Below are 23,637 nucleotides of genomic sequence, written 5' to 3'. Positions count from 1 at the left end.
GGAGCGAGATTGTGGCTAGCCTATGGAGTGACATGTCCACTGATCACCCAACTGCGCAGCCGGTATCTGGTGAGCGCCCCGGTCCCAAGCCCCGCATCCCCACGGAAATCTGGGTACTGGTCGCGGCGGCGTTCATCATCGCCCTCGGCTACGGTCTCATCGCCCCGATCATCCCCCAGTTCGCGCAGAGTTTCGACGTCGGCATGGCCGCTGCCGGCGCCGTGATCTCCATCTTCGCCATGAGCCGGTTGCTGTTCGCACCGGTCTCCGGGCGGCTGATCGACAGGCTCGGCTCCCGCAAGGTCTACCTGACCGGCCTGCTGACGGTGGCGGTGACCACCGGCCTGGTCGCCTTCGCCCAGGAGTACTGGCACATCCTGCTCCTGCGCGGCATCGGCGGCGTGGGATCGACGATGTTCACGGTGTCTGCGATGGGCCTGATCGTGCGCATGGCCCCGCCGACCATCCGCGGCAAGGCCTCCAGCGCCTACGCCTCGGCGTTCCTGATCGGCAACATCTTCGGCCCCGTGATCGGTGCCGTGCTGTCCATGCTCGGGATGCGCATTCCCTTCGCCATCTACGGGGCGTCCGTGGCGCTCGCGGCGTTCGTGGTGTGGTGGCGGATGCCGAAGACGGACGTCAGTGCGGAAACCAGCGGGGACACCGAGCCGCCGCTGCGCTTCGGACAGGCCATCAAGGACTCCGCCTACCGCAGCGCGTTGTTCGGGGCCTTCGCGAACGGCTGGTCCAACTTCGGTGTCCGGGTGGCCACCCTGCCACTGTTCGCGGCGGCCATCTTCGAGCACGGCGGCGCGACCGCCGGCCTGGCGATGGCCACGTTCGCCCTCGGCAACGCCATCGCGCTGCAGTTCTCCGGAAGATTGTCCGACAGGGTCGGCCGCAAACCGCTCATCATCATCGGCCTCATCGTCAACGCCATCTTCACCGGTGGAATGGGCTTCGCCGCCAGCTTCTGGCCGCTGTTGATCGTCTCCGCGCTGGCCGGTGCGGGGGCGGGCATGCTCAACCCCGCCCAGCAGGCCACCCTGGCCGACGTGATCGGCAACAACCGCTCCGGGGGCAAGATCCTGGCCAATTTCCAGATGGCCCAGGACTTCGGCGCGATCACCGGTCCGATCATCGTGGGCGCCATCGCCGAGGCCGCCGGTTTCCGCTACGGCTTCCTGCTGTGCGGTGTGATCGGTCTGATCGCCGCCGCCATCTGGGCCTTCGGTCGCGAGACCCTGGAAAAGGAAGAGCGGCATACGCCGGAGAGGGTGGAATAGCGCAGTGGTCACCGCACCGGACCGGGCCGGGGCCATCCCCGAGCCCCAGGCATGGAAGGCCCTGGCGGCCCTGTGCATCGGACTGTTCGTCACGCTGCTGGATCAGTCCCTGATCGCGGTGTCCCTGCCGCGGATCCGGGAGGACCTGGACGCCAGCATCAACCAGGTGGTCTGGGTTTCGGCGATCTACCTGCTCACCTTCGCCGTGCCACTGTTGATCACCGGCCGGCTGGGCGACCGGTTCGGCCAGCGCAACGTCTACCTGGTGGGCATGGCGATTTTCACCGCGGCGGCGCTGGCGTGCGCCTTCGCACCCACCATTGAATGGCTGATCGCGCTGCGGGCCATCCAGGGACTGGGCGGCTCGCTGATCAACCCGCAGCCGCTGAGCATCATCCACCGCATCTTCGCTCACCACCGTCGCGGTGCGGCCACCGGCGTGTGGAGCGCGGTGGCCAGCTCCGCGGGTCTCTTCGGCCCGGTCATCGGCGGTGTGCTGGTGGGCACCGTCGGCTGGCGCTGGGTGTTCTTCGTCTACGTCCCGCTCGGGGCCATCTCCCTGTTCATGGTCGCCCGCTACGTGCCGAAACTGCCTACCGGCACCAGCCGGATCGACCTCCTGTCGGGTCTTGTCTCTCTGATCGCAGTGACCGGTGTGGTCTTCTCCCTCCAGCAGGGCCCGGAGGTGGGCTGGAGCTGGTGGCTGTGGGTGGTACTCGGCGTGGGGGTTCTGGCCTTCCTGCTGTTCATCCGGCTGCAGAAGTACGCCGCGGACCGGGGTTCTGCGGCCCTGGTGCCGTTGGAGCTGTTCAACTACCGCAACTTCTCCCTCGGTGTCTTCGCGGTGGCCACCCTCGGCTTCACCGTGTACTCCATCAACCTGCCGATCATGCTCTACCTGCAGAACGCCCAGGGAATGTCCTCTCAGCTGGCCGGTCTGATGCTGGTCCCCATGGGTGTGATCTCCGTGATCATGGCCCCGGTGGTCGGCCGGATCACCGACCGGGTGCCACCGGGACGGATCTCCAAGATCGGATTCACCGCCATGGCCGCTGCGATGCTGCTGTTCGGCATCCTCATGCACCTGAACGTCGCGCCCGGCTGGCTGCTGATCTCCATCCTGCTGCTCGGTTTCGCCAACTCCATGTGCTGGGCGCCGAACTCCACGATCTCCATGCGGGATCTCCCGCCGCACCTGGTCGGCGCGGGTTCCGGTGTGTACAACACTGCCCGCCAGGTCGGGGCCGTGCTCGGCGCCGCGGCCATCGGCGCGGTGATGCAGATGGGCGAGGGAGCCATCGGTTTCCACTCTGCGATGGGCAACGCGCTGCTGTTGCCCGTGCTCTTCCTGGTGGCCGGGTTCGTCGCGGTTTCCCGCTACCGCAGCACGGTGGAGAACGCTTGACGACGCCGTAGTGGGGGAAGGGGGCCCTGGCAGTACCTCCCTAACCTGTGCCTGGTGACCCACAATGGGGACAGGGGTACTTCACCGCCGCGGAACCGGCCGGTCATCTGCGTCTGAAAAGACGAAGACTGCCTGAGAGAAGGAAGAACAATGTCACGACCAAAAATCATCTGCCACATGCACACGCTGCTGAACGGGAAGATCGACGGGATCGCCAACCCCACCACGGTGGGCATGCGCTCCCAGAAGCTGTACTTCGACCTGTTCCTGGGCGAGGACCGGTACTACAAAAAGCACCGCGGCTGGCTCAGCGGAAGCGGGACGAGCCGGGCACTGATGAACGATGCACCTGCCCCGGAACTGTCTGAGCCAGCCGAGCCCGTACCCGCCGGCGATTTCATCGCCGACCCCGGGGCCGAGATGCACTACTTCGCCGTCGACCGCTCCGGCACCCTCCTCTGGGACCGGAACTCCTTCGAGTACTTCGACGTCAACGCCCACATCGTGGAACTGATCCCGGCAACAGTCAGTGACGCCTTCAAGGCACACCTGCGGTCCGTCGGCGTCTCCTACATCATCGCCGGCGATGAGCAGCTGGACATGGCGGAGGCGGTGCGCAAGATCGGTGAGATCTTCGACGTGGAGGAGTTGATCCTCGGCGGCGGGGGAACCCTGAATTGGTCGATGATCCGCGAGGGGCTGTGCGATGAGATCAGCCTGGTGCTCATGCCGACCGCGGACGGAGAGAACCACACGCACTCGTTGTTCGAGGCCAACGAGAAATACTCCACCCCCATGCCGTACGCGTTCTCCCTGAAAAACGTTGAGCCCCTCGAGGACGGCAGCGTCTGGCTGCGCTATGACGTGCAGAGCCCCGTTGATCAGGACTGACGCCTTTGCGCCTCGGGCCCCTCATGGAATACTCGGGGCTTCCGGCGGAATGTTGAGCGGCATCTTCGAAGCGGTTGTAGGGGCAAGTTTCCGCTGACCGGGTTTCCGGCGCCACTTATCGAAGCGGCTCCTGCTTGATCTCGGCGGGGCGGTGCTGGACCACCAACACGCAGAGCAGGGAGGCGGCTACCATGACCAGTGAGAAGACCAACATGCTGGTCATACCGGCCCGCTCGATCAGGGTGCCGCCGATCATCGGACCGAGAACGAATCCGGTGCCGATCATCAGGTTGGTCGTGTTCATGACCTGGCTACCTCCGGCATCACCGAGTGTGGAGAGCAGGTAAGGCAGGATCAGCGTCCAGGCGAACTTGAAGATGATCGCCGCCGCCGCAAACTGGATCAGACCCGGTGTGCCGAGCAACAGGAACACACTCAGGATCATCCCGATGAAACCAAGGCGCAGGTATAGTCCCCGTCGCGGAGTGTCGCCCAACACCGTGGCCAGAAGCGCGGAGACAATACCGGCTACCGTCGCGATCGAGAGCACCAGGCTGGTCGGCGAAAGCGCGATGCCGGCCTCGGCGGAGATCTGGGCCATGAAACTCCACACTCCACTCAGTGCCACATAGAACAGCAGCACCGAGGCAAGTCCCAACACCAGCTTCGACAGTGACAGCTTGGGCTTATCCGCTGCGTCGGTCAGAGCCGGAGCGCGCAGCGCCTCGCCGTCGATACCGCGGACCACCGGTAGACACAGCACCGCCAGGCCAGCCAGGGTCCAGTAGATCGCACCGACTTCGGCATCGGCGTAGAGAGTGGGGAACACCGCCAAAATCAGGGCACCCATGGCCAGCTGGAACACCACGAACAGGCCAAAGGCTCGGCTCGGATTGGCGGTCTTCCTGCTCAGCGTCAGAATGATCACCGTGATGGAACCGGCGGCTAAGGATGTGATCACACGTGCCATAGCCAGCAGCACGAAACTGTCGATGAATCCGGATACCAGGTTGCCCAGGATCACGATCACAGCGAAGAAATAAGTGGCGGTACGCAGATTCACCCGGCGCAGCCAGAGGTAGGCCGGAATTGTCGCCAGGCTGAACGCGCCCAGCTCCGCAGAAAGCAACGCACCCACCTGGGAGGGGCTCGCTGCAAACTGCTCGGTGAGTTTGCCAGCCACAACCGGGGCGGTCAGCAGCACGGTGTAGAGCACCGCGCTGAACAACGAGATATAGAGGTAGGTGCCCCGGTCGGATTGCTCGACGGGGTTGGTGGTCAAGGGACGAAGACTGACGGCCATGACGGGCTCCTAGTGAGCTAGATGTTCAGGCCCGAGGTTGCGGCCTCGAACATTTTGCGACCGGCGAACCAGGTTTGACGGGCAGTGATCTTGGGAAGTACATCGAGGTCAACCTCGAAGGGGTTGTGACTGAGCACCACGAAATCAGCGGACTTGCCGGGAGTAAGTGAACCGGCGACGTCATCGATGCCCATCGCCTTGGCCGGGGCGGTGGTGTAGACCCGGATCGCTTCCTCCAGGGTGATGGCCTGCTCCGGCCAGAGCGCACCGGGGAAATTACCGGTGGGATCTTTGCGGGTGACTAGGCCGTAGATGCCCTCCCAGACGTTGGGGGATTCGCTGACCGGCCAGTCGGAGCCGCCGGCGACGATGGCTTCGGTGTCGATGAGCGCGCGGTTAGGGTGCATTTTCGATGCCCGTTCGGCGGGCAGGACCGCTGCGATGGCCTCGGAGATCACGCCTGGGAACCACAGCGCGGGGGAGATGTCCGCGATAACACCGAGCTGTGCGAAGCGCGGAATGTCCTCTGGTCGGACGAACTGACCGTGCGCGATGTGATAAGTCGGTTCGCTGAAACCGGCGTCACGAACCTTTTCAACGGTGTCGAGCACCAGGCGGACGGAGGCGTCACCGGTGCAGTGGACCTTTGCGGAGATCCCCTGCGCGGCGGTACGCATCAACCACCCCTCGAGCTCAGCCGGGTCCATCGTCGTCCCACCACAGTGGCACTTCGGGAAACCGACGTCCTCCAGGTAGGGCTCGATGAAGGCGGCGGTGCCGGCCGGCGGGACCCCGTCCAGGAAGATCTTGATGAAATCGGGGCGGTGATGTTCGCTCCGGGTGCTCTCGCGGTGCTCGATGATGCCCTCGCCCAGGGGAGTGGTGCCGAAGATGAAATCATTGGCCTGCATCGAAGAGACCACCCAGGAATGCAGCTCACCCTGGTCATCCAGGGTCTTCAGTGCCCGCAACAGCTGCAGCGAGGAGGCGGCGTCCTGGAAACCGGTGATGCCGTGCGAATGCAGGATCTCGATGCCACGGGCGGTGGCCCGGGCGAGATCCTCGGTGGAGGTCGGCTGCAGTTTGGCGAGCGTCTTCTCCACGAGTACACCACCGGCCTCGATCAGGACACCTGTGGCCTCGCCCGACCCGTCGCGCAGGATCTCTCCGCCCTCCGGATTCGGGGTGTCGGCGTTGATCTCGGTCAGCTCCAGGGCGCGGGTGTTGGCCCAACGGTTGTGTTTGCTGTCGTCTTTGATCAGCGCGGGGCGACCCCCGGTGACCTCGTCCAATCGACGCCGGGCTATTGCAGTGTTGAGTTCGTTTAGCAGGCCGGAACCCCAGCTGCCACCGACCACCCAGGCTTCAGGGGCGAGCTGCGCGGCGTGCGCCTCGATCTCGGCCAGTAGCTCATCCAGAGAGAGCGCGGGCGAGGCATTGAGCTCGAAGAGCTCCATCTGGCCGGCCAAAGCGTGATGGTTGTGCACATCCAGCAGGCCCGGCATCAGGAAAGCCCCGTGGAGATCGGTCACCTCGGTGCCCGGTCCCTCGACCTCTATGGCTGCCTGGCCGAGTGCGGCGATCTTACCGTCGATCACCGCCAGAGCGGAGGTCCGTGGTTCGGTGCCATCTAACGTCTCAATGGTGCCGTTGAGGAACAGTAGATCTGCATAAGCGTTAGTCATGTGTCTCCTATCTTAAAAAAGTCATTTTGTGTTGAATATCACTATATGGACTCCTCTGAAGGTCAACTTGGCAAGTAGTGCAGGCCACTTGTCCTGTGGTGAGCAGACTTCCGCGACACCGGCATCTTTGGCAGTCCATAATGGCTGACCTCCACGCCGTGTATTCCTTGTTGCCCATGGCGGCGACACAATCCCGCCGCCATGGATGAAGCTCTGTCCGTAGCGATGCTCCTCCGTTAGAGCACGGAAAATCGTGTTGCTTCTTGGCTACTGTGACCGCTGTGGAGATCCTCGGAATCTTCTTCAAGGATTATGAAGGTCGAACGCATGGAACCCCTGAGTCAGGTATCCCCAGCAAAACCCCTCTGAATCGATCACGAAGCGCCGTTCCAGGTTTGACTTGACGCGTTGACCTGCGCAAACTCACTAAGGTGAAGATCTCCCAGCGCCCATCCCGATTCCGCGCAGCCGTGGCGGCGGCCATCGCCGCCGGTTTAATGCTCACCGCCTGTTCCGCCACTGGCGGTGCTCCCCGCAACACCGGAGGCGGTGAGGGCGGTGGAACCGTGGACACCCCACGCATCGTGGTCTCCATGGTCAGTCACGGCGCGCCGGGTGACACGTTCTGGGACCTGGTGCGCAAGGGCGCGGAGGATGCGGCACGGAAGAACAACGTGGAGCTCCGCTACTCGGCGGACCCGGAGGTGCCGAACCAGGCCAACCTCATCCAGTCCGCCATTGACTCGAACGTGGATGGCCTGGCCGTCACCATGCCCAATGCTGATGCGCTCGGACCGGTCGCCCAGCGCGCCGTCGACGCCGGGATCCCCACCGTGGGGCTGAACGCCGGCATGGAGCGCTACCAGGAGTTCGGGCTCTCCGGTTTCTTCGGCCAGGAGGAACGGGTGGCCGGCACCCGGGCAGGGGAGCGGCTCGCCGAGGACGGTGCGGAACACGTCCTCTGCGTGATCCACGAGCAGGGCAACTCCTCCCAGGAGGACCGCTGCGCCGGCGTCGCCGATGGAGCGGGACAGAACACGGAGGTGGAGACCATCTACGTCAACGGAATGGACCTGACCTCCGTCCAGTCCACCCTGCAGGCCAAGCTCGCCCAGGACACCTCGATCGACTGGGTCATGGGCCTGGTCACCCCGGTTGCGCTGACCGCCGTGGACTCCGTGGACGCCGCCGGCTCCGAAGCGCAGATCGCCACCTTCGACACCAACGCCCAGCTGGTGGACGCCATCCGCAACGGTGACATCCAGTGGGCCATCGATCAGCAGCCTTATCTCCAGGGCTACATGGCCGTGGACGCCATCTGGCTCGCCCACCGCAACGGCAGCACCATCGGCGGTGGCCGTCCGGTCTACACCGGACCGAGCTTCGTGGACACCTCGAATATCGAGACGATCGCCGAGGCCGCGAAGGAGGGCCTGCGATGAGCACCACCACGACGAAAGACACCGCAACCGCAGACGAACCCAACCGTCTGGCCAACCTGATCAAACGACCGGAGCTGACCAGCCTGCTGGGAGCGGTCATCATCTTCGTCGTCTTCATGATCGTCGCCCCGGCCTTCCGTTCCCTGGACGCGTTCGCCACGGTGCTCTACGCCAGCTCCACCATCGGCATCATGGCCGTGGCCGTCGGCCTGCTGATGATCGGCAATGAGTTCGACCTGTCCGCCGGTGTCGCCGTCACCACCGCGGCACTGGCTGCGACGATGCTCAACTACAACCTCTGGCTGAACTCCTGGGTGGGTGCCCTGCTCGCACTGTTGATCTCCCTGGGAATCGGCTTCCTCAACGGCTACCTGGTCACCAAGACCAAGATCGCCTCCTTCCTGATCACGCTTGCCGCCTTCCTCATGCTCCAGGGCCTGAACCTGGCTGTCACCAAACTGGTCACCGGCCAGGTGGCCACGCCGATCATCTCCGACATGGAGGGATTCGGCTCCGCCCGGGCCGTGTTCGCCAGCACCATCAACATCTTCGGCATCAACATCCGCATCACCGTGTTCTGGTGGATCCTCTTCGTTCTGCTGGGCACCTGGCTGCTCTACAAGACGAAGTTCGGCAACTGGATCTTCGCCGCCGGCGGGGACGAGGAAGCCTCCCGCGCCGTCGGTGTGCCCGTCAAGCGCGTGAAGATCATCCTGTTCATGTTCGTCGGTTTCGCCGCCTGGTTCGTCGGTATGCACAACCTGTTCATGTTCGACTCCATCCAGGCCGGCCAGGGCGTGGGCAACGAGTTCCTCTACATCATCGCCGCCGTCATCGGCGGCTGCTCCATGACCGGCGGTCGCGGCACCGTCATCGGCACCGCCATCGGCGCGCTCATCTTCGGCATGGTCAACCAGGGCATCGTCTACGCCGGCTGGAACCCCGACTGGTTCATGTTCTTCCTCGGCGCCATGCTGCTCTTCGCCGTCCTGACCAACAACACCTTCGAGAAGTTCAACAAGGAGCGGTCATGAGCGAGCACACCGAGCTGATCCGACTCGAGGAGATCTCCAAGTCCTACGGCGCCTTCAAGGCGCTCAACAACGTCTCCCTGGCCGTCCGCGCCGGGGAGGTCACCTGCGTGCTCGGCGACAACGGCGCCGGCAAGTCCACGCTGATCAAGGTGCTCGCCGGGCTCCACCCGGCTTCCTCTGGCGCCATGTACGTTGGCGGGGAAGAAGTGCGCTTTACGACGCCCCGGGACGCCCTCAACGCCGGCATCGCCACCGTGTACCAGGACCTGGCCGTGGTGGGGCAGATGAGCGTGTGGCGCAACTTCTTCCTCGGCCAGGAACTCACCGGCTTTCTGGGGAACCTCCGCGAGACGGAGATGAAGAAGATCGCCGACGAACAGCTGCGCGAGATGGGTATTGAACTGCGCAATGTCGACGTCCCCGTCGCCTCACTGTCTGGCGGGCAGCGGCAGGTGGTGGCGATTGCGCGTGCCATCTACTTCGGCGCGAAGGTGCTGATCCTGGATGAGCCCACCGCAGCCTTGGGTGTGAAGCAGTCCGGGATGGTGCTGAAGTTCATCGCCGCGGCGCGCGACCGGGGGATTGGCGTCATCTTCATCACCCATAACCCGCACCATGCTTACCTGGTGGGAAATCACTTCGTGCTGCTCAGCCTGGGGAAGCAGGTGCTGGACGCCACCCGGGATGAGGTGACTTTGGAGGAGCTAACCCTACAGATGGCCGGTGGGGGAGAACTGGACTCATTGGGGCATGAGTTGAGGGGTTGACTCACGCTATTCGATCCCGCGGTTCGGGTTCACCACCGTTCGCCCTGGCAATGGAACCTAATTCATGGGCTGTGGTTATCCCAGAGCACCAAGAGTTCACTGGGCAGTTACATAGTGGCGGCTAATCGTTAACAACGCTTGCATAGTGTCGTTTTGTCACTCTTCCGGGTCCCCTCCCGGATTTAGCTGAAAAGGACTAAACCATGCATATCAGCCGCCGTTCTTTGCTCGCTGCCGTCGGAGTTGCCGGAGCTGGGGCGCTTTTTTCCCCGGTCGCTCGCGCCCAGAGCTCCCTGAGCAGTCTTCTTAGCAGTAACAGCAGCTCCTCTCCGGGTTTGATTCCTGACCGTCCCAAACTGACTCATGGTGTTGCCACCGGTGATGTCAGAGCCGATGGGGCACTGGTGTGGACCCGTGCGGACCGTCCGGCACGAATGTTTGTGCAGACCTCCGCCACCGAGAACTTTCGCAATCCGCAAATCTTCCGGGGCAACCTCTTAACTCCGGACTCCGGCGGCACGAGTAAGTTGCGGCTGACCGGCCTGGAGCCCGGCCAGCAGATCCACTATCGTGTTTTTGTCGAGGATGAAGACACTCGGCTGCGCTCGGAGCCGGTTACCGGTACCTTCCGCACCGCTCCGTCAAACAGTCGCGATATCCGTTTCCACTGGTCGGCGGACGTAGCAGGGCAAGGCTATGGGATTAACCCCGACATCGGCGGGATGACAGGATGGGCGACTATGGCCTCCCGTAACCCGGACTTTTTCCTGCACTCCGGTGACACCATCTACGCGGATGGCCCTATCGAAGAAACCGTGAGTTTGGAAGATGGCCGTGTATGGCGCAATGTCACCACGGAGGCGAAGAGCCACGTGGCACAAACTCTGGCGGACTACCGCGGAAACTACGCCTACAATTTGCTCGATGACAACTACCGTGCCTTCAACGCTCAGGTGCCATCCATCGTGCAGTGGGACGACCACGAGACGGTGAATAACTGGTACCCGGGCGAGATTCTCGACCTAGCGGAGTACTCGGAGAAGAATGTCGATGTGCTAGCTGATCGCGCCTTCCAGGCATTCCACGAGTGGCAGCCGGTGGACCCGACGATGGCCGTGGATGGCCGCATCTACCGCAAGATCTCCTATGGACCGCTACTGGATATCTTTGTGCTGGATATGCGTACGTATAAGGATCCGAACTCGCTGAACCATCGGGGAACCTCCGCCGACGGGCAGATTCTGGGAGAGGAGCAGGAAAAGTGGCTGATCGATTCCGTCAATACCTCAACCGCGACATGGAAGATCATCGCCAATGACCTCCCCCTGGGCATTGTCGTTCCCGATGGTGAGGCCCAGGAAGGTGTGTCGAACGGCGGTCCGGGTGCGCCCGTCGGGCGCGAGGCGGAGTTGGTCCGTGTGCTGCGTAGTATCCGTGAGGTGAAGAACGTGGTGTGGCTGACCGGAGACGTGCACTACACCGCAGCTCACCACTATCACCCCAATCGAGCCGCTTTCCAAGATTTCTCCCCGTTCTGGGAGTTCGTCTCCGGTCCACTGAACGCCGGTGGTTTCGGCCCGAACGATATGGACTCTACCTTCGGGCCTGAGATCGTCTACTATCATGGCCCGGAATACGCGAACCAGTCGCCGCTGGACGATATCCAGCACTTCGGCGAGGTTGACATCAATGGTGAGACTAAGGAGATGACGGTACGGCTGCTCACTACAAGGGGCACCGAACTATTCACCCAGATGTTGGCGGCGGAGTAGTGCTACATCTGCTCTGCTACGAGATACAAGAGCGCTGGGCCCGGGTGGATCGAACCGGAATGAAGATATTCCGGCTGAGACTGTAGAGGGAAAATGCGTTCACTGCTTCAACCGTCTGACAATCGATTCAGTCGAGAGAAGCGTTGGTCAAGTAGTCGTAGAGGCCCTGCTCGACAGGACTGCGTAACTCAAGGTCCATGGTTACGACATTCAGAGATTTTCCATCATTGCCGGTCATCTCCTTTTGCTCGGGATTCTGAGAATCCACCTGTCCCATGTAGAAGAAGTCACTACCTTCAGCGTCGTCTTTCTTCACGAATAGGTGGAGGGCGAGCTCATTATTGATAATGGGAGCTAACTCGGCGCTCGCAAGGGTTCGGTTGCTTTTGGTGTACCAATGCATCGTTTGAGGACTGGTGAATTCGTCCTCATATTTAGTGCTTTCCGAAACTTCATCATCCTTGTGATAGGTGACGAAGATCGGCATAGTCGCGGTCGCAGAATCCTTTTTGTACCCGTACAACGTACTTTCATGATTGTCCGGCCAGTCCAATAGCCAACATACTTCTTTTCTAGAATACATAGACCCGGACTTTAGTCCTCCAGACCAAAATCCGCGCTCTCTCGAGAGGAACAGGCCAGTCTCGATAATGTCATCAATGTGCTTGCTGAATGACTCTGCTGCACTGTGATTCGACCGTGGCTCAGCAAAGTAGAGTTCGTGGAATAGAGGGCTGAGCTGGTAGCCGTCTTTGGTGTTAACCACCAGTGGCTCGCCCCCGTACTTCTTGATCTGGCCCTTGGTGTAGAACTCCAATGAAAGGACACGTTCGACCGAGCTCAGTGTGTAGTCGGAGCTGGGAATCCCTTTGGAATCTAGCAATTTTTTGAATTGGGAACGGGAAACCGATGACCGTTCAATTGCAGCTCTAAGGAGCAGCAGCTCATGGGGGCGCTTGCCGGAAAGAAGCTCAGCGGACAGGAAGGCAAGAAAAGCAGACTCAGAGGGAGAGGGACCGTTCTCCACAAACTTGAGGGACTTGAGTAGTTGCCAATAGTTCTTCAGGGCAGAGCCTTGCTCATACTTCGATGCGAGAAGAACTGGATCAACCGTGTCAAAACGTGCGAAGTCGATGAGGCTGGGAATTCGACCAAGACGATTTTGAAGCTGAACAATGTCTTCTTTGAAAACTTGCTTTCCGATCAGCCGAGCTTTGCTCAAGGAGTCCAGGATCCGCTCCTGTGCGATCTGGTCGAAGTTCACGCTGGACACTCCTGCGATAGTGTTCGTTGAGTTGTTGTCCAGCAGGTTTTTCCGAATCGAGTCCTTATTTCTAGAGTTATCACCAAAAAGTGCTACTGGGATGAGATAATTGTTTCGGTAGTTGCCAATGAAATCGATAACTCGCAGATGGTCTTTACCCTCGGCCTTACGCAGCCCTCGACCTAGCTGTTGGGTAAAGATAATGCTGGATTGAGTTCCGCGAAGCATGACCACTTGGTTTACTGGTGGGATATCGATTCCCTCATTGAAAATATCGACGGACAAGATGTAGTCCAGCTGGCCGTCCTCAAGTTCCCTAACTACTGCTTCGCGTATTTCCGCTGAGTCATCGCCTGTGAGGACTTTCGTGCGAAGCAGGTGTCCATTCAGGGTAGCTTCATTGAGCAGCCGGGAAAGCTCATAGGCCTCGCCTTTGTTGCTACAGAACATCAATCCCTTTACATCGGAGGGATGCCCGTATCTGCGCAGCATGTGGAGGATATGGACGATGCGTTCTTCCGAAACAAGGTGGGACAGTTGAGAGACATCGTCGATGGTTTCGTTCTCTGTCGTAACGAAGTCGGTTACGCCGTAGTAGTGGAAAGGGACTAGCATCTTCGCTTCGAGAGCCTCGTGGAGGCGAATCTCGTAGGGCACGTTGTAGTCGAAGAGCTCAAAGACGTTGAAACCGTCGGTGCGCTCCGGCGTTCCGGTAAGCCCGAGTAGATAATCCGGGGCGAAATGGTTAATGATCCGTCGATAGCTGTCGGCGCCTGAGCGGTGGACTTCATCGATGATGATGTAGTCGAAGGCCTCAGGATCAATACTGCTGAGTGTGTCTTCAACAGATAGGGTCTGAACCATCGCAAAAACGTACTTGCGGTCAGTTTGACGAAGATTACCTACCAACTTGCCGAACTTTTCTGCGGGTTCTTCGAGAACTCTCTGAAACTCTGAAATTGCTTTGTTGAGGATCTGTTCTCTATGAACGATGAAGAGCATCTTCTTTGGCTGTACAGCACGTACCGCGAGAGCCGCCAGTATGGTCTTACCGGTGCCAGTAGCGGAAATGATCACCGCTTTACCTTCGCCCTGTTCACGAAGTTCACGGAGCGCTTCCAATGCCTTAGTCTGCATCTCGTTGGGGACGATCCGAGCGCCGACAGGAGTTTCGAGTGCGCTGTCGCCGCCGGCAATGCGAAGAGGGCGGAACTTGCGGGTCTTTTCGTAATCGGCAATCCACGCTTCGCTGAGTAGCAAGGAGCGGTCCTTCTGTCGCTGCACCGCATCATTCAGCTGATAGGTGATGTCTCCTTCAAAGAAAGCCGAAAATCGGAGGTTCCACTCCTGGTTAACCAACAGGGCATTATCGGTCAGGTTTGAGCTACCGATGATGGCAGTGATGCCTTCTTCGCGATGGAAGATATAGCCCTTGGCGTGAAAACCTCGATCAACATCGTCATGAACGTATACGTCGATATTTTCAAGGAGAAGCAGTTCTCGGAATGCGGCGGGCTCATTGAAGTCCAAGTAATTGGAGGTGATGATTTCGCCAGTACCTTGGAATTCAACGAGAGCTTCCTTCAATAGCGCAATGCCCCTGGGACTAATAAAGGCTACCGAGAAGATGAAGTGATTGGCCTTAGCAAGCTCCTGCCGGATTGCGTGGAGCATCTTATGCTCATCGCTATTGGCAATCAGTAGTGGATTTAGAAGCTGTTCAGATCCAATTGCAGCGTTGAGAAAGCCGAACTCGGTGTCACCGGACAGCGAAGAGCTAAAAGAAGCCATTATCTTAGCTGCTCAGCGATCAGGTTAACCGCGGGGACATCAGCCGGAGCCCACTCGAGGGTGTGAAGTTCATCCGGGGCCACCCAGCGAACTTCCTCATGTTCGGTGAGCTGGGGTTCGCCGCTTTGCACGGTGCAGTAGTAAGTCGAGAGCACCACGATTCCAAAGTCATATTCATGCTCGGTGGTGGTGATGTGATCGCCGACGCAAGCATCAATAAGAAGTTCTTCGCGTAGTTCTCGAGCGAGAGATTCCTCGGGAGTTTCATCAGCTTCGATTTTCCCACCAGGAAATTCCCAATAACCGGCAAGCGCTTTCCCGGGGCCTCGGCGAGCGGCAAGGATCTTGCCGTCACCGGTGAGAACTGCTCCGGTTACATTTATGCGCTTTTTCAACTGTGCTCCCATGTTTAAGGCGAAAAGTCCTGTTCAGGCTAACATGCAAGGCGTTCAGGACTTGTTGCCGATATACATAACCGGCTCGAGAAAATCTTGAACGGGGGCTACGTCCGGACCGTTTTCTGTCCGCCCGCCGTCGCCGCCATGTGTCCCGCCGCAATCTCGTGAATCAACCGGCCCGCCACTCGTGCGGTCCGCTTGTCCACGTCGAGGCCGGGGTTGAGCTCCACCACGTCCACCAGACCAAGCTTCCCGGTATGGGCGAGGGTTTTGCAGATCGCGCGGATATTGGCCAGCGGCACGCCGACGGCGGCGGGGGAGCTCACTCCCGGAGCAACCGCGTTGGACAGCACATCCAGGTCGATGCTCAAGTGAATGGTTTCGCGTCCCCACGCGGCTTGCAGCGCCTTCGCTGCGGCTTCCGCCGAGCTGCATTCGGCGAGTTCGTCGTCCAGAACCACCCGGACGCCCATCCGCTCGGCCTCCTCGAAGTTGAAGGTGGTGTTGTCAGCGGGGGAGACGCCGAAGACGGCGTAGTCGAAGTCCTTGCCCACCTGTTCGAAGATCTGTCGGAACGGGGTGCCGTGGGTGGGTCGCTCGGAATTGCGGATGTCCAGGTGCTGGTCCAGGTTGATGATCGTCGGCGGCATCGCGCCCTTGGACATCGAGGACCGCAGGCCGCAGTGGGAGCCGAAGGCGGCCTCGTGCGTGCCGCCGAGCACGATGGGCAGGTGGCCGGCCTTGCGTACGGTGGCGACGGCGTCGGCAAGCTCCTTTTGCGCGCCCTCCATGTCATCGCCGGTGACACCCACATCGCCGGCGTCATAACGTGGGTATTCATCGTGGACAGCCGTCCAGCCCAGGGCGGCGCGGATGCCGTCGGGGCCATCGGCAGAGCCGGGGCGCCCGTAGTTGCGGCGCACGCCCTCGTCGCAGGCGAAGCCGATGAGCGCTGCGCCGGGTGGGACGCCGCCGGGATCGGACATCGGCTGGATCGTGGTGTACCAGAGGGCGTGTTTGGGGTTGGGGCCGTCGATGCGGCCGACCCAGGCGTCGGAGAGGTTGTCGCTGAAGATGGTGGTATTGGTGCTCATGACCCGGAGGGTAGTGATCTCTGGCACGGATGACATTGAGGTTCTCAGCTGGTAAATGCCGGTGATATAGCGCAGGCGGGGTCATACGCCGGCACTGCGACTCCACGAAAACCTCCGCAAAAACTGCGTGACCCTCTGATACGGGCACTACGGGCTGGGACACCAGCTGGCGTCCCTGAGTCCTCCAGACCGTTGACGTCCTGCTTGTCTGCGGGCCCCGCCGTGCTCGCGGAGCCGAACGGGGAGCGGGGCGTCATAAAGCGCGGGCGTCCTAATCCTTCAGCGGATCCAGTTCCTCGTAGTTCAGTGGTTTGACGGCCTTCGGCCGACCCGTGGCGTAATACAGGACGGTCATCAGCACCAGGAAGCCCACGCCCACGGCCAGCGCCAGGTGATACTCCGAGTACCAGAGCATGATGCCGAAGGTGAACAGGATGAAGGCGATGGCGAAATACTGTCCGTAGGGCCAGAAGGGGACCGGGAACTTCAGGCTCTTGACCTCGGCCGGGTCCATGTGGCGGCGGGAGGCGACCTGGGCCAGCAGGATCATCAGCCAGACGTAGACGGTGGCGAAGGTGGCCAGCGAGGCGACGATGGTGAACACCTGCTCCGGCAGCACGGCGTTGAGGATCACGCCGACGATCAGCACCACGAGCAGGATGGCGGTGGTCATGACGGGCACGCCGGACTTGGAGATCCTGCCCATCGCCTTCGGCGCGAGGTTCTCCTTGGCCAGGCCGGTGAGCACACGGCCGGCGCCGAAGAGGTCGGCGTTGATGGCGGACAGGGCCGCCGTGATCACCACGACGTTGAGTAGGGCGGCGGCCCAGTTCACGCCGAGGGTGTCGAAGATCTGGACGAAGGGGGACTCCTCGCCGGTGATCGAGGGCCAGGGGTTCAGCGCCAGGATCACCAGGATGGCCAGGACGTAGAAGAGCAGGATGCGCACGGGCACGGTGTTGACGGACTTGGGCACGGCCTTGTCCGGGTCCTCGGCCTCGGAGCCGGCCACACCGATGATCTCGGTGCCGCCGAAGGCGAAGAGCACCAGGATGAAGGCGGCGATCATGCCCTCCGCACCGTTGGGGAAGAAACCGCCGTGCTCCCAGAGGTTGGACACCCCGGCCACATCGGAGGTGCCCAGGCCGAAGGCGAGGATGGCGGCACCGCCCACGATCATCGCGACCACCGCGGTGACCTTGATGATGGTGAACACGAACTCCAGCTCGCCGAACCAGCGCACGCTGGCCAGGTTGGCGCCGCCGACGATCAGCAGGGTGGCGGCCACCCAGATCCACTGCGCGGTGTCCGGGAACCAGAACTTCATGTAGATGGCGATGGCCGTCAGATCCGCCAGGCACACGATCAGCATCTCGAAGGCGAACATCCAGCCGGTGATGTAGCCGGACCAGCCGCCCAGGTGGGCACGGGTGTACACGGCGAAGGAGCCACGGACGGGGTGGTGCACGGACATCTCGCCCAGGGCGCGGAGCATGAAATAGACCACCGCGCCGCCGAGCAGGTACACCAGCAGCACGGAGGGGCCGGCCGCCTGGATCGCGCCGGCCGAGCCGTAGAACAGACCGGTGCCGATCGCGGAGCCCAGGGCGATGAAGTGGATGTGGCGGGCCTTCAAACCACGGCGTTTGAACGTGGTGGAGGGGGCGGTGGCGTCTGTGCCCGTCGGGGAAACCACTGGTGGAACCTCTGCTTTGCTGTCTACGGAAGCTTTTCTGGGCCGCCTGGGCCGGATTGTTGCGCCGGCAAATCAATGGCGGTGTGACGGCGTTAGACCTTACGCCGCTGCGGTTGAGTTACAGAATCAGCACTTTTGTGACCTGCATTTCTGTGAATGGCTTTTCTGTGCTGAGGGGAGTAAGGTTGCGGTGCAATGAGCATTACCGATAACGCCGCCGGCGGCGCAGAAGAGCCGGATAACATCATTTCGTCGGAATCTCAGGAAACTTCGCAGGACAATGCAGCAGCTGCTGCATCCGCTGAAACCTCCAACACTGATCAGATCCAGGCAGAGAGCCAGGATTCTGGCGTGGCGCAGGATGCGGACCAGAACAACGGGGATGCGAACACTTCTGAGGCTACCGGCTCCGCAACTGAAGCGGACAACGACTCCACCGGTTTCGATCGTCTTGGGCTTCCCTCCGATGTGCTGGCCGCCATCAAGAAGGTCGGCTTCGAAACTCCCTCTCCCATTCAGGCTGAGACCATCCCGTACCTGATGGATGGTCGCGACGTCGTGGGCCTCGCCCAGACCGGTACCGGCAAGACGGCTGCCTTCGCGCTGCCGATCCTGTCGCGTATCGACGTCGCCGAGCGCTCCCCGCAGGCGCTGGTGCTGGCCCCGACCCGTGAGCTCGCGCTCCAGGTCGCGGACTCCTTCCAGTCCTTCGCGGATCACCTGGGCAAGATCCAGGTCCTGCCGATCTACGGTGGCCAGGCCTACGGCATTCAGCTGTCCGGTCTGCGCCGTGGCGCCCAGATCGTCGTGGGCACGCCCGGTCGTGTCATCGACCACCTGGAAAAGGGTTCCCTGGACATCTCCGCCCTGAAGTTCCTCGTCCTCGACGAGGCGGACGAGATGCTCAACATGGGCTTCCAGGAGGATGTCGAGCGGATCCTCGCCGACACCCCGGAGGAGAAGCAGGTCGCCCTGTTCTCAGCCACGATGCCCAACGGCATCCGGAAGATCTCGAAGCAGTACCTGAATGAGCCGCAGGAGGTCTCGGTCAAGTCCGAGACCCGCACGGCGACGAACATCACGCAGCGCTACCTGAACGTGGCGCACCGCAACAAGCTCGACGCGCTAACCCGGATCCTCGAGGTCACCGAGTTCGAGGCGATGATCATGTTCGTGCGCACCAAGCACGAGACCGAGGAGCTCGCCGAGAAGCTGCGCGCCCGTGGGTTCTCCGCCGCCGCCATCAACGGTGACATCGCGCAGAACCAGCGTGAGCGCACCGTCGACCAGCTCAAGGACGGCCGACTGGACATCCTGGTGGCCACCGACGTGGCCGCCCGTGGTCTGGACGTCGAGCGCATCTCGCACGTGCTCAACTACGACATCCCGCACGACACCGAGTCCTACGTCCACCGCATCGGCCGCACCGGCCGTGCCGGCCGTTCGGGCGAGGCGATCCTGTTCGTCACCCCGCGGGAGCGCCGCATGCTGCGTTCCATCGAGCGCGCCACCAACGCGCCGCTCAACGAGATGGATCTGCCGAGCGTCGATGACGTGAACGAGGCCCGCAAGACCAAGTTCAACGACTCGATCACCGCCTCCCTCGAGGACAAGCAGCTGGATCTGTTCCGCACGATGGTCAAGCAGTACTCCGAGGAGCACGACATCCCGCTGGAGGACATCGCCGCGGCACTGGCCACCCAGGCCCAGTCCGGTGAAGACTTCCTGCTCAAGGAGCTCCCGCCGCAGAAGCGTGACCGCTTCGACCGGGACGACCGCCGCGACCGCGACGATCGTCGTGGCGGCCGGGACCGGGACCGCGGTGACCGTGGTTCCCGCTTCGAGCGCAGCGCTGACATGCAGCTCTACCGCCTCGCGGTGGGCAAGCGGCAGCACGTGCGCCCGGGTGCCATCGTCGGCGCCCTGGCCAACGAGGGTGGCCTGAACTCCAAGGACTTCGGCCGGATCTCCATCTTCGCCGACCACACGCTGGTCGAGCTGCCGAAGGGCCTGGGCCGTGAGGTCTTCGACCGGCTGTCCGATACCCGGATCTCCGGTCAGCTGATCAACATCGAGCAGGACAACGGCCGTCCGCCGCGTCGTGAGGATCGCGGTGGCGATCGTGGGGGCCGTGGTGGCTTCCGCGGTGGCCGCGACCGCGATGACCGTCGTGGGGGCCGTGGCGGCTTCCGTGGCGGCCGCGACCGCGATGACCGTCGCGGTGGCTGGCGCGACTAGTCCGTCCCGCAGCTTCAGCTGAACCCGCTTCCCAACCTGTTTCAGGTGGGGGAGCGGGTTTTGCCGTGGTGTCAGGATTTGAGCAGGTGCCGGTCATCCACGGACACCGCCCCAGCGGCGATCCCCGTGATCACCGCGCTGCTGGAGAGGTGGACGATCCAGAGACTGTCCAGTTCCCAGCCGGTGGCCAGCAACATGACCGAGGCCAGCGCCGTCACCGCTGTGGCGCTCCAGAGCAGCTTCCGTAACGGGGGAAAGGGCTCGGCCATCCGGTTCCGTATCCGGGAGATGGCCCACGCAAGCAGCTCCCCGAGGGTCAGCAACTGCGCCACGGCGGCAAAGAGCATGGCGATCAGCAGCGCGAAGCCGGCGCCGATATTCGTGTCCCAGCCATCCAGGGCCATCCCGGCGGCCGCGACGAACGCCAGGAGACTGATTCCCCAGCAGACGGCGGCGCTGGGCCAGAGTCCTCCCACAAGTGTCTTCATGGCTCCAGGCTATCGGCGCAGTGGCGGAGACGGTCGAACCCGGTCAGACGTCCCATCCGGCACAGAAACCGGCCCCCTCCGCAACTGGCGGAGGGGGCCGGTGCCTCGTGCCGCGGCGGGCTGGCCGCGGTGAGGGAGCTCCTAGAGGAACATCAGGACGAGCATGATGACCCAGAGCAGGGAGAAGATGCCGCCGAACATGGACAGCTGGCTCTTGATCTTGCCCCAGTCAGCCACCTCGAAGGTCTTGCCCTCGGTGTCTTCCGGCTCCAGCAGTCCGAGCGCGCCCATCATCTTCCGCTGGCGGGGAAGGATGAGGAAGAGCAGTAGCGCCCAGGCGATCACGGCCAGCGCGATGGCGGCGTGGAACTGGCCCATCTTCCAGTACGCGGTGTTGGTGAACATGACGGCCACACCCAGGATCGGCACCAGCAGGGAGAGCATTCCGTAGGTGTTGGTGATCTTGTGCAGGATGGTGGCGCTGCCGACGGCCCGGCTGTCACCCTCGTGGACGCGGAGGGCACGCCCCTGGAAGGAGGAGACCGCGACTGTGACGGGGCCGAGGAAGAGCACGGCGGTGAGCACGTGGAGGATGACGAAGACGGTGTACATCAGTGGGAGAGGGCCTTTCAGCGGACGTTCCGGGTGGTCGTTGCTTCAACCATCCAGCCTATTCATCGGGGTGGGAATTCGCGAAGCAGGCACTGCCGCTTCATCACCCCGATGTCCGCGGTCGGCAGCGGCAGCTGGTAACTCACGGCAACCTCCGCCAGCCGCCGGGCGTACCAGCAGCGCGTCGCCGGGTGCTCCGGTAGCCAGTCGGTGGGCAGGTCATCGGATTTCTCCTGGTTGGCGGCCTGTGAGGTGACCACCAGGTTCACCGGGTCATTGGCGAAGTCGCGCCGTCGGGCGTGATCCCAGTGGTGGGCGCCGAGGTCCCAGGCGCCGCTCAGCGGGAGGATGTGGTCTATTTCCACGGGGTCAACTGATGGGTTGAGTGGCTCGCCCGTGTACGGGTCGGTGGTGGTGCCGGTGGCCTCGCACCCGGCGTGGGTGCCGTGCACGGCCGCCAGGATCATCAGTTCCCGGGTGTCGCAGCCGCGGTAGGAGCTGGTGGACCAGCCGTTGCCGAACTCCTCGCGGGAGTAGCCGAGCACGCGGACGCGCTGGGGCACCTCGTCCAGGTGCGGCAGGGAGGAGCGCAGGTGCGGGGGAGGGGTCCCCGGGGTGGGCGGGGCGTCGATAAGCGGGAGCAGCGTGGCCACCGTGAGCGCGATGGTGGCCACCCCCAGCAGAAGCAGGTAGGCGCGCAGGTACGTCATATCCGCATCAGACTGCCTGCCATGGCCGCCGGTTCCCCGGGAAACGGAAATCCCCGCCCCGGCGGGAGCCGGAACGGGGAGGGGAGGTGGGGCAGGGTGGCTGCTACCGGACCTCGCGGGAGTCGACCTTGTCGGTGACGGTTTCGCCGTCGAGCTTGGCCTTCGCGGCGGTGATGTCCATCTCCGGGTTCTTCAGGGCCACGTGGTTCAGGCGGACGGCCTCGTCGAACTCGTCCTGGACCTCCGGCACCGGGGGGCTGGTGATCAGGGTGACCACGATCATCACGAGGCCACCGATGATGAAGCCCGGGACCATCTCGTAGATGAGGTCGCCGAAGAACTGGCCCCACACCGCGGAGACCGCGGCACCGGCGATCATGCCGGCCAGGGCACCGGCGGCGTTGAGCCGCTTCCAGTACAGGGCGGCGAGCATCAGCGGACCGAAGGCCGAGCCGAAGCCGGCCCAGGCGAAGCCGACCAGTCCCAGGATGGAGTCGTTGGGGTTGATGGCCAGCACCGCGCCCACGATGGCGACCACCACGACCGCCGTGCGGGAAAGGTTGATCAGCGTGAACTCGCTCGGCTGGTTCTTGCGGAAGATCTTGAACAGGTCCTCGATCAACGAGGTGGACACGACGAGCAGCTGGGAGGACATGGTGGACATGATCGCGGCCAGCACCGCGGTCAGCACCAGACCCGCGATCAACGGGTGGAACAGGATGCGGGCCATGTCCAGGAAGATCGTCTCGAAGGCCTCACGGTCCGTGATGGCGATGTCCGGGTTCTGGGAGAAGAACACCGTGCCGATCAGAGCGGTGAAGGTGGCGCCGATGACACAGATGAGCATCCAGCCGATGCCGTAACGGCGGCCGGAGACCGCCTCGGAGGGCCGGCGCAGCGCCATGAAGCGGACAACGATGTGCGGCTGGCCGAAGTAGCCGAGACCCCAGGCGAGGTTGCCGATGATGGCGGTGAGGGCCACGCCCTGGAACATGTTGAAGTAGGTCTCGTTGCCGGACTCCCACGGACCGTACGGGTTCTCAGTGGCCCAGGAGAAGATGTCGGAGGGGTTATCGAGGGCGAACAGCGCCATGACCGGAACGAGGATCAGGGAGGCGAACATGATCACGGCCTGGACCGTGTCCGTGTAGGACACCGCCAGGAAGCCACCGATGAAGGTGTAGGCGACGGTGACGAATCCGACGAGCATCAGACCCACCAGGTAGTCACCGCCGAAAGTGGATTCGAAGTACCGTCCGCCGGAGACCATGCCGGAGGAGACGTAGAAGGTGAAGAAGAAGATGATGATGAGTGCGGAGACCACGCGCAGGGCACGGGACTTGTCACGCAGCCGGTTCTCGAAGAAGGACGGCAGCGTGATCGAGTTATTGGCGATCTCGGTGTAGGAGCGCAGCCGTGGTGCGATCCACTTCCAGTTGCACCACGCGCCCAGGGTCAAGCCGATGGCGATCCACAGCTCGGACATGCCGGTGACGAACAGGGCGCCCGGCAGGCCCAGGAGCAACCAGCCGGACATGTCCGAGGCGCCGGCGGACATGGCGGCCACGAAGGGGTGCAGGCCGCGGCCGGCGAGAACGTAATCGTCGTATTTGTCGGTCTTCCGGTAACTCCAGTAACCGATTGCCAACATCGCCAGCATGTAGATGATGATGGCGATGACGAACCAGGTTGTCTGAGACACTGGTTCCTCCTCCTTAGTGTCGCGTCGCGGGCACCGGGATCATGCGGTGCCGGGAGTGT

General features: G+C 62.4%; 18 protein-coding genes. 8 read left to right on the top strand and 10 right to left on the bottom strand.

The genetic code is table 11. The annotated features are described in order from the left end of the window. The first annotated feature begins 32 nt into the window (after positions 1 to 32). The 3 genes from ACQCVD_RS07990 to ACQCVD_RS07980 all read left to right on the top strand — a co-directional run bounded on the left by ACQCVD_RS07990 (position 33) and on the right by ACQCVD_RS07980 (position 3,582). The gene (locus tag ACQCVD_RS07990; protein ID WP_426823203.1) at positions 33 to 1,286 is read left to right on the top strand and encodes an MFS transporter; all 1,254 of its coding nucleotides are present in this window, start codon (positions 33 to 35) and stop codon (positions 1,284 to 1,286) included. Positions 1,287 to 1,290: 4 nt separating this feature from the next. Then, positions 1,291 to 2,691, top strand: a complete 1,401-nt coding sequence (locus ACQCVD_RS07985) for an MFS transporter (RefSeq protein ID WP_426823202.1) — start codon at positions 1,291 to 1,293, stop codon at positions 2,689 to 2,691. A 150-nt stretch (positions 2,692 to 2,841) separates the two neighbouring features. Continuing rightward, positions 2,842 to 3,582: a dihydrofolate reductase family protein gene (locus ACQCVD_RS07980; protein ID WP_426823201.1), complete on the top strand. Its 741-nt coding sequence runs from the start codon at positions 2,842 to 2,844 to the stop codon at positions 3,580 to 3,582. A 115-nt stretch (positions 3,583 to 3,697) separates the two neighbouring features. Here ACQCVD_RS07980 and ACQCVD_RS07975 read toward each other — a convergent pair whose 3' ends face one another. Next, on the bottom strand, positions 3,698 to 4,885 hold the full coding sequence (locus tag ACQCVD_RS07975; RefSeq protein ID WP_426823200.1) for an MFS transporter: 1,188 nt from the start codon (positions 4,883 to 4,885) through the stop codon (positions 3,698 to 3,700). 17 nt (positions 4,886 to 4,902) lie between these two features. Next, positions 4,903 to 6,570 carry an amidohydrolase gene (locus ACQCVD_RS07970; protein WP_426823199.1) on the bottom strand — a complete coding sequence of 556 codons (1,668 nt, stop codon included), beginning with the start codon at positions 6,568 to 6,570 and terminating at the stop codon, positions 4,903 to 4,905. Between the two features lie 497 nt (positions 6,571 to 7,067). On the opposite strand from ACQCVD_RS07970, the gene ACQCVD_RS07965 reads away from it, so the two are divergent. From ACQCVD_RS07965 to ACQCVD_RS07950, 4 genes are all read left to right on the top strand, one after another. Then, the gene (locus ACQCVD_RS07965) at positions 7,068 to 8,012 is read left to right on the top strand and encodes a substrate-binding domain-containing protein (protein ID WP_426823242.1); all 945 of its coding nucleotides are present in this window, start codon (positions 7,068 to 7,070) and stop codon (positions 8,010 to 8,012) included. Continuing rightward, positions 8,009 to 9,046, top strand: a complete 1,038-nt coding sequence (locus ACQCVD_RS07960; protein WP_426823198.1) for an ABC transporter permease — start codon at positions 8,009 to 8,011, stop codon at positions 9,044 to 9,046. The genes ACQCVD_RS07965 and ACQCVD_RS07960 overlap by 4 nt, the downstream gene beginning before the upstream one ends. After that, a complete protein-coding gene (locus tag ACQCVD_RS07955; RefSeq protein WP_426823197.1) occupies positions 9,043 to 9,813 on the top strand; it encodes an ATP-binding cassette domain-containing protein in 771 nt (256 codons plus the stop codon). The genes ACQCVD_RS07960 and ACQCVD_RS07955 overlap by 4 nt, the downstream gene beginning before the upstream one ends. 203 nt (positions 9,814 to 10,016) lie before the next feature. Continuing rightward, complete coding sequence (locus ACQCVD_RS07950) at positions 10,017 to 11,585, top strand: alkaline phosphatase D family protein (RefSeq protein ID WP_426823196.1); 1,569 nt, start codon at positions 10,017 to 10,019, stop codon at positions 11,583 to 11,585. Positions 11,586 to 11,712: 127 nt separating this feature from the next. Here the strand turns inward: ACQCVD_RS07950 and ACQCVD_RS07945 are convergent, their stop codons facing one another. From ACQCVD_RS07945 to ACQCVD_RS07930, 4 genes are all read right to left on the bottom strand, one after another. Then, complete coding sequence (locus ACQCVD_RS07945) at positions 11,713 to 14,640, bottom strand: DUF3427 domain-containing protein (protein WP_426823195.1); 2,928 nt, start codon at positions 14,638 to 14,640, stop codon at positions 11,713 to 11,715. Further along, complete coding sequence (locus tag ACQCVD_RS07940) at positions 14,640 to 15,035, bottom strand: (deoxy)nucleoside triphosphate pyrophosphohydrolase (protein WP_426823241.1); 396 nt, start codon at positions 15,033 to 15,035, stop codon at positions 14,640 to 14,642. Before ACQCVD_RS07940 ends, ACQCVD_RS07945 begins: the two co-directional genes overlap by 1 nt. A 107-nt stretch (positions 15,036 to 15,142) precedes the next feature. Further along, a complete protein-coding gene (gene hutG, locus ACQCVD_RS07935) occupies positions 15,143 to 16,132 on the bottom strand; it encodes a formimidoylglutamase (protein WP_426823194.1) in 990 nt (329 codons plus the stop codon). Between the two features lie 271 nt (positions 16,133 to 16,403). After that, entirely contained in the window at positions 16,404 to 17,828 is a 1,425-nt protein-coding gene (locus tag ACQCVD_RS07930) for an amino acid permease (protein WP_426823193.1), read from the bottom strand. A gap of 195 nt (positions 17,829 to 18,023) precedes the next feature. Here ACQCVD_RS07930 and ACQCVD_RS07925 point away from each other — a divergent pair, with 195 nt between their 5' ends. Continuing rightward, positions 18,024 to 20,066: a DEAD/DEAH box helicase gene (locus ACQCVD_RS07925; RefSeq protein WP_426823192.1), complete on the top strand. Its 2,043-nt coding sequence runs from the start codon at positions 18,024 to 18,026 to the stop codon at positions 20,064 to 20,066. Positions 20,067 to 20,137: 71 nt separating this feature from the next. On the opposite strand, the gene ACQCVD_RS07920 is transcribed toward ACQCVD_RS07925, so the two are convergent. From ACQCVD_RS07920 to putP, 4 genes are all read right to left on the bottom strand, one after another. After that, entirely contained in the window at positions 20,138 to 20,554 is a 417-nt protein-coding gene (locus ACQCVD_RS07920) for a hypothetical protein (RefSeq protein ID WP_426823191.1), read from the bottom strand. A gap of 141 nt (positions 20,555 to 20,695) precedes the next feature. Further along, the gene (locus tag ACQCVD_RS07915) at positions 20,696 to 21,166 is read right to left on the bottom strand and encodes a DUF2269 domain-containing protein (RefSeq protein ID WP_426823190.1); all 471 of its coding nucleotides are present in this window, start codon (positions 21,164 to 21,166) and stop codon (positions 20,696 to 20,698) included. A 62-nt stretch (positions 21,167 to 21,228) separates the two neighbouring features. Next, entirely contained in the window at positions 21,229 to 21,876 is a 648-nt protein-coding gene (locus tag ACQCVD_RS07910) for an HNH endonuclease family protein (protein WP_426823189.1), read from the bottom strand. Positions 21,877 to 21,979: 103 nt separating this feature from the next. Further along, complete coding sequence (gene putP, locus ACQCVD_RS07905; protein WP_426823188.1) at positions 21,980 to 23,578, bottom strand: sodium/proline symporter PutP; 1,599 nt, start codon at positions 23,576 to 23,578, stop codon at positions 21,980 to 21,982. Positions 23,579 to 23,637: the final 59 nt, after the last annotated feature.

The sequence above is a fragment of the Corynebacterium halotolerans genome (genome assembly GCF_050107895.1).
Taxonomy (GTDB): Bacteria; Actinomycetota; Actinomycetes; order Mycobacteriales; family Mycobacteriaceae; genus Corynebacterium; species Corynebacterium halotolerans_B.
The sequence above is the reverse complement of the archived record's forward strand: the minus strand, read 5'-3'. Positions and strand labels throughout refer to the sequence as shown.

Coding starts and splice junctions, on each gene's coding strand:
- ACQCVD_RS07990 (WP_426823203.1), top strand. CDS start 33: ATGTCCACTGATCACCCAACTGCGCAGCCGGTATCTGGTGAGCGCCCC.
- ACQCVD_RS07980 (WP_426823201.1), top strand. CDS start 2,842: ATGTCACGACCAAAAATCATCTGCCACATGCACACGCTGCTGAACGGG.
- ACQCVD_RS07975 (WP_426823200.1), bottom strand. CDS start 4,885: ATGGCCGTCAGTCTTCGTCCCTTGACCACCAACCCCGTCGAGCAATCC.
- ACQCVD_RS07970 (WP_426823199.1), bottom strand. CDS start 6,570: ATGACTAACGCTTATGCAGATCTACTGTTCCTCAACGGCACCATTGAG.
- ACQCVD_RS07965 (WP_426823242.1), top strand. CDS start 7,068: ATGCTCACCGCCTGTTCCGCCACTGGCGGTGCTCCCCGCAACACCGGA.
- ACQCVD_RS07960 (WP_426823198.1), top strand. CDS start 8,009: ATGAGCACCACCACGACGAAAGACACCGCAACCGCAGACGAACCCAAC.
- ACQCVD_RS07955 (WP_426823197.1), top strand. CDS start 9,043: ATGAGCGAGCACACCGAGCTGATCCGACTCGAGGAGATCTCCAAGTCC.
- ACQCVD_RS07950 (WP_426823196.1), top strand. CDS start 10,017: ATGCATATCAGCCGCCGTTCTTTGCTCGCTGCCGTCGGAGTTGCCGGA.
- ACQCVD_RS07945 (WP_426823195.1), bottom strand. CDS start 14,640: ATGGCTTCTTTTAGCTCTTCGCTGTCCGGTGACACCGAGTTCGGCTTT.
- hutG (WP_426823194.1), bottom strand. CDS start 16,132: ATGAGCACCAATACCACCATCTTCAGCGACAACCTCTCCGACGCCTGG.
- ACQCVD_RS07925 (WP_426823192.1), top strand. CDS start 18,024: ATGAGCATTACCGATAACGCCGCCGGCGGCGCAGAAGAGCCGGATAAC.
- ACQCVD_RS07920 (WP_426823191.1), bottom strand. CDS start 20,554: ATGAAGACACTTGTGGGAGGACTCTGGCCCAGCGCCGCCGTCTGCTGG.
- ACQCVD_RS07915 (WP_426823190.1), bottom strand. CDS start 21,166: ATGTACACCGTCTTCGTCATCCTCCACGTGCTCACCGCCGTGCTCTTC.
- ACQCVD_RS07910 (WP_426823189.1), bottom strand. CDS start 21,876: ATGACGTACCTGCGCGCCTACCTGCTTCTGCTGGGGGTGGCCACCATC.